This is a genomic window from Ornithinibacter sp. (assembly GCF_035443565.1).
Classification (GTDB): domain Bacteria; phylum Actinomycetota; class Actinomycetes; order Actinomycetales; family Dermatophilaceae; genus Fodinibacter.
In genome coordinates, this window is record NZ_DAORSO010000039.1 from 1 (window position 1) to 5,219 (window position 5,219).

Sequence of the window (5,219 nt, forward strand, 5' to 3'; positions counted from 1 at the left end):
GTGGCCTCCGTGAGCGCGGCCAGGGAGTGCCCGGCGGCGGTCAGCTCGGCGACCTCGGCGCGGCAGTCGGCGCAGCCGAGCAGGTGCGACTCGAAGGCCGCGCGCTCGGTGTCATCGAGGGCGTCGACGGCATACGCGCCGGAAAGGTGGTGCAGATCGGCGTTCATGCCGGGACTCCCATCGTGTCTCGCAGGCGGATCAGGCCATCGCGTATTCGGGTCTTCGCCGTGCCGAGCGGCAGGTCGAGCAGGGTTGCGACCTCGGTGTGCGTGTAGCCGCCGAGGTAGGCCAGCTCGACCGCGGAGCGCTGCGCATCGGTGAGGGTGGCCAGGGCGCGTCGCACGCGCTGGGCCTCCAGCGACGCCTGGGCCGCCTCGGCGGTGGCGTCGAAGTCGATGTCCTGGTTCGTCGCCGCGTGGGTGTCGTCGCGCCGGCGGGCGGCCTCGGACGAGCGCACCCGGTCGACGGCGGTGCGGTGCGCGATGGTCATCATCCACGACAGGGCGCTGCCGCGGCTGGGGTCGAATCGGGCGCTGGTGCGCCAGATGTCGAGGTAGACCTCCTGGGTGACCTCTTCCGACATCGCGTGGTCGCGCACGATCCGCAGCACGAGGCCGAAGAGCCGGCGCGACGTCGCGTCGTAGAGCTCGGCGAAGGCTGCCTCGTCACCGCGGGCGCAGCGGCGCAGCAGCTCGGCGAGCGCCTGCCCGGATGCCGTGGCGGTGGTGGATGCCGTGGCGTCCGGGTGCGGGAGAGCCCCCTCCCCGGGCACGGACGTACCCGAGGAGGAGGCTGTCATGTCACCCATCATGGACTGTCGAGGACGGTCAGGCGTCAGTTGGCTGCGGGGAGCAGCACGCCGTCGATGATGTAGACGGTCGCGTTGGCGGTCTGCACGTCACCGCAGACGACCTTGGCATCGCCGACGGTGAAGTCCTCGCCGGAGCCCTCGACCGTGATCTTCGTGCCGGCCAGGGTCTCGTGCTCACCGGCGACCTGGTCGGGGGCGAGGCGGCCCGCGACGACGTGGTTGGTGAGCACCGTGGTGAGCAGGCCCTTCGGGTCGGCCATGGCCTTGTCGAGGGTGGCCTTGTCCATGGCCGCGAAGGCGTCGTTGGTCGGCGCGAAGACGGTGATGTCCGGCGTGGTGTTGAGGGTGTCACCGAGGCCGGCCTCGGTCACCGCGGTGACCAGCGTCGACAGGACGGGGTTGTTGCTCGCCGCCGTGGCGACCGGGTCCTTGGCCATGCCGCCGAACGAGCCCGCACCGTCGGCGGGGACGGCCGCGCAGCCGGGGCCGAACGGGGCGCCGGCCATGTCGGTGCCCATCGACTCCGAGGCGGAGGCCGAGGGGGCCGGAGCGGACGACGAGCTCATGGTGTCGGTGGAGCCGGCATCCATCTCGCTGTCCGACCCGCAGGCGGCGATCGACAGGGGGAGGGCCAGGGCCAGGGCTGCAACGGTCAGTCGGGTGGAACGCATGGGAGGTGCTCCTTCTCGCAGGTGTGTTTCGTGGTGCGTACACCAGTGGTTCGGAGCAGCTCGTGAACCGGATTGGCCGGACCAGAACAACGTCCGGCACCTTGGCGGCTGGAGCCGCCAAGGTGCCGGACGTTGTGGGAGGGGCGGAGGGTCAGTCGATGGTGACGACGATGGTGTGCCAGCCCCGGGCACCCTCGGGGAACGGCGTCGTGCGGCCCTCGGGCTGCAGCTCACCGGTCAGGTCGGTCGCGCGCACGCTCAGCGAGTGGCGACCCGGGGCGGCATCCCACGCCAGGTACCACTGGCGCCAGTAGTCGATGCCGGCATCCGGCCCGAGGGTGGCGACCTGCCACGGCCCGTCGTCGACGCGCACCTCGACCTGGGCGATCCCGCGCTGCTGCGCCCACGCCACCCCACCGATCATGACCTGCCCGGCATCGCGCCGGTCCAGCCCGCGAGGGGTGTCGATGCGTGACTGGGTGAGGATCGGGGCGTCGGTCGCCCAGTCGCGCTCGGTCCAGTAGGCGCGCTTGGCGGCGTAGGTCGTGGCCTCCATGCGGGTCAGCCACTTGGTGGCACCGACGAAGCCGTAGAGCCCCGGGGTGACCAGCCGCGCCGGGAAGCCGTGGCGGTTGGGCAGCGGCTCACCGTTCATCCCGACGGCCACGAGGGCCTCGCGGTCGTCGGTCAGGGCCTGCACGGGGGTCGAGATCGTCATGCCCTCGGTGGAGTGGCTGAGGATCTGGTCGGCTCCCGGCCGCACGCCCGCCCGCTCGAGCAGGTCCTTGGTGCGCACGCCGAGCCACCGGGCGGCCCCGATGTACGGGCCGCCGACCTCGTTGGACACGCAGGTCAAGGTGATGTCGCGCTCGACCATCGGCATCGCGAGGAGCTCGTCGTAGGTGATCGTGTAGGGCCGCTCCACGTCGCCGTCGATGGTCAGGGACCAACCGTCGGTGGAGACCCGGGGGATGACCAGGGCCGTGTCGATCCGGTAGAACTGCGCGTTCGGGGTGCGAAACGCCGAGATGCCGCGCACGGTCGACTCCAGGCCACCCGGCAGCGTCGGCAGGGCCTCGGCGGCCACCGGCAGGGCAACGGCCGACGGGGATGCGCCGCGTGACAGCACCTTGCCCAGGGTGCTGCCGGTGGCGGCGACCGCTCCCAGCCCGGCCGCGGCGAACAGGACCCGCCGACGATCGCTGCGGCCGTCGCCGGATGCCGTGGCGCCGGCAGCCGCCCCCGCCGCCGGGTCGCGATCACGCGCCCCCCACTGGTCGAGGAGCCCGAGGAACCAGCCGGCGGCGAGCACGCCGAACAGCGCCGTGGCGAACCCGGGCAGCAGGTCCACCGCGGTGCTCGTGGGGCGCAGCAGGGCGCCGCCGACGGACGTGAAGGCCAGGGCGCCGAGCAGGGCCAGGCCCAGGGTGCGCCGAGTGCGGGCGATCAGGCCGATGCCGCCGGCCAGCAGCAGCGCACCGATCGCCACCGATCCGATGAGGATGGGCTTGTCAGCGGTGCCGAACTGCGCCACCGCCCATTCCTTGACCGGGGTGGGAGTGGCGTCGATGACGGTGGACCCCACGGCGAGCACGGGTGAGGCCTCGGGGGAGACCAGCCCGGCGACGAGGTGACCCACGCCGGCTGCAGCGGCCGCGGCCAGTGCGGTGCCCCCGGCGTACCAGAGGCGCCCGGGGCGCCCGTCGGGCTTGGTCTCTGGCTGCGGCATCCGAGGGTTCGTCATGTCCAGTGGTTCGGAACCGGAGGGGTTCTCGGATGCGCGCACGACCCAAGTGTGCGCGAGGGTGGTTCGTCGAGGGATGCTCGGCCTCACGTACCTTAGGGACCGTGACTCCTGCACGCCGCCCGCGCTTCCTGCCCATCATCATCACCGGGGCCGTCATCGGGTTCCTCGTGGGGGCCTCGCTGGCCGTCTTCGGCTGGTTCGAGGACCGCGACACGATGCTGGAGTCGAACTACGCCCCGTCGGCCGGCATCGGCTACCTGGGCTTCATGGGCGCCCTGGTGTTCGGTCTGCTCGCGGCCGTGCTCGCCGTGCTGCTCGATCGGCGCAGCGAACGCTCCTGACCGTTCGTCCGTGGGGCGCGCTCAGCAGGGTGTGGGAGGATCGGGCACGTGCCACGCGGAGACGGACGCCTCAGCCACGACCTGATTCCCGGTGAGAAGGGCCCGCAGGATGCCTGCGGGGTCTTCGGGGTCTGGGCCCCCGGTGAGGACGTCGCCAAGCTGACCTACTACGGCCTCTATGCCCTCCAGCACCGCGGGCAGGAGTCGGCCGGCATCGCGACGTCCGACGGGCAGCGGCTGCTGGTCTACAAGGACATGGGCCTGGTATCCCAGGTCTTCGACGAGCGCTCGCTGGCGTCGCTGCGCGGCCACCTCGCAGTGGGCCACTGCCGCTACTCCACCACCGGCGGCTCGACGTGGGAGAACGCCCAGCCCACCCTCGGCGGCCACGCCGGTGGCACCGTGGCGCTGGCCCACAACGGCAACCTCACGAACTCCGCCGAACTGCGTGACCTCGTCGAGGGCCGGCTCGAGGGAGACACCCACCGCGGCGAGCTGGCGCGGGGCAACACCACCGACACCGCGCTCGTCACGGCGCTCCTGGCCGACCACCCCGACCGCACCCTCGAGGCCTCGGCCCTCGACGTGCTGCCCCGACTGCGCGGCGCGTTCTGCTTCGTCTTCATGGACGAACACACGCTGTATGCCGCTCGTGACCCCCACGGCATCCGCCCCCTGGTCATCGGCAGGCTCGAACGCGGCTGGGTCGTCGCCTCGGAGACGGCCGCCCTCGACATCGTGGGTGCCTCCTACGTGCGCGAGGTCGAGCCCGGCGAGATGATCATCGTCGACGAGGACGGGCTGCGCTCGCAGCGCTTCGCCGAGCCGACCCCCAAGGGCTGCGTCTTCGAGTACGTCTACCTGGCACGCCCCGACACGACGATCAACGGCCGCGTCGTGCACGAGGCCAGGGTCGAGATGGGCCGCGCGCTGGCCCGGGAGCACCCGGTCGAGGCCGACCTGGTCATGCCGACCCCGGAGTCGGGGACGCCGGCCGCGATCGGGTACGCGCAGGAGTCCGGCATCCCCTACGGGCAGGGGCTGGTGAAGAACTCCTACGTCGGGCGCACGTTCATCGCGCCGTCGCAGACCATCCGCCAACTGGGCATCCGGCTCAAGCTCAACCCGTTGAAGGACGTCATCAAGGGCAAGCGGCTCGTCGTCGTCGACGACTCGATCGTGCGCGGCAACACCCAGCGCGCCCTCGTGCGGATGCTGCGTGAGGCCGGGGCGGCCGAGGTGCACGTGCGCATCTCCTCGCCCCCGGTGCGCTGGCCCTGCTTCTACGGCATCGACTTCGCGACCCGGGCCGAGCTGATCGCCACCGGTCTCGGGGTGGCCGAGGTGTGCAACTCGATCGGCGCCGACTCGCTGGGCTACATCTCCGAGGAGGGGATGATCCAGGCCACCAACCAGGCGCCCGATCGGCTCTGCACGGCCTGCTTCACCGGGACGTACCCGGTTCCCCTGCCCGAGAAAGGTCTCGGCAAGGCGGTGCTCGAGCTCGATCTGGCGGTGTCGACCGGCGCGAACGGTGAGCGGGTGACGGGCGAACGGCATCCGCACCGCCACGTGCCCGTGCTGGACGTCGAGGGCGTGTCGACCTCGGCCGCCGGTGGCGCCGCGGATGCCGTGCTCCGCCCCTGACC

6 protein-coding genes are annotated in these 5,219 nt (G+C 71.9%); 2 read left to right on the forward strand and 4 right to left on the reverse strand.

Annotated features, from left to right (window positions below; all coding sequences use genetic code 11):
- From PLL68_RS06405 to PLL68_RS06420, 4 genes are all read right to left on the reverse strand, one after another.
- Positions 1-167: zf-HC2 domain-containing protein (locus PLL68_RS06405; protein ID WP_324532772.1), on the reverse strand; the 167-nt coding region annotated here is incomplete at its 3' end.
- Complete coding sequence (sigK, locus tag PLL68_RS06410; protein ID WP_324532738.1) at positions 164-799, reverse strand: ECF RNA polymerase sigma factor SigK; 636 nt, start codon at positions 797-799, stop codon at positions 164-166. The genes sigK and PLL68_RS06405, both read right to left, overlap by 4 nt.
- Before the next feature lie 35 nt (positions 800-834).
- Positions 835-1,482 carry a fasciclin domain-containing protein gene (locus PLL68_RS06415; protein WP_324532740.1) on the reverse strand — a complete coding sequence of 216 codons (648 nt, stop codon included), beginning with the start codon at positions 1,480-1,482 and terminating at the stop codon, positions 835-837.
- 151 nt (positions 1,483-1,633) lie between these two features.
- Entirely contained in the window at positions 1,634-3,211 is a 1,578-nt protein-coding gene (locus PLL68_RS06420; RefSeq protein ID WP_324532742.1) for a molybdopterin-dependent oxidoreductase, read from the reverse strand.
- A 119-nt stretch (positions 3,212-3,330) separates the two neighbouring features.
- On the opposite strand from PLL68_RS06420, the gene PLL68_RS06425 reads away from it, so the two are divergent.
- Both PLL68_RS06425 and purF read left to right on the forward strand, forming a co-directional pair.
- The gene (locus PLL68_RS06425) at positions 3,331-3,570 is read left to right on the forward strand and encodes a hypothetical protein (protein ID WP_159901605.1); all 240 of its coding nucleotides are present in this window, start codon (positions 3,331-3,333) and stop codon (positions 3,568-3,570) included.
- A 48-nt stretch (positions 3,571-3,618) separates the two neighbouring features.
- Entirely contained in the window at positions 3,619-5,217 is a 1,599-nt protein-coding gene (purF, locus tag PLL68_RS06430; RefSeq protein WP_324532744.1) for an amidophosphoribosyltransferase, read from the forward strand.
- Positions 5,218-5,219 lie beyond the last annotated feature (2 nt).

Excerpts from the sequence above, each read along its gene's own strand:
- sigK (WP_324532738.1), bottom strand. The coding sequence starts at position 799 with ATGACAGCCTCCTCCTCGGGTACGTCCGTGCCCGGGGAGGGGGCTCTC.
- PLL68_RS06420 (WP_324532742.1), bottom strand. The coding sequence starts at position 3,211 with ATGCCGCAGCCAGAGACCAAGCCCGACGGGCGCCCCGGGCGCCTCTGG.
- PLL68_RS06415 (WP_324532740.1), bottom strand. The coding sequence starts at position 1,482 with ATGCGTTCCACCCGACTGACCGTTGCAGCCCTGGCCCTGGCCCTCCCC.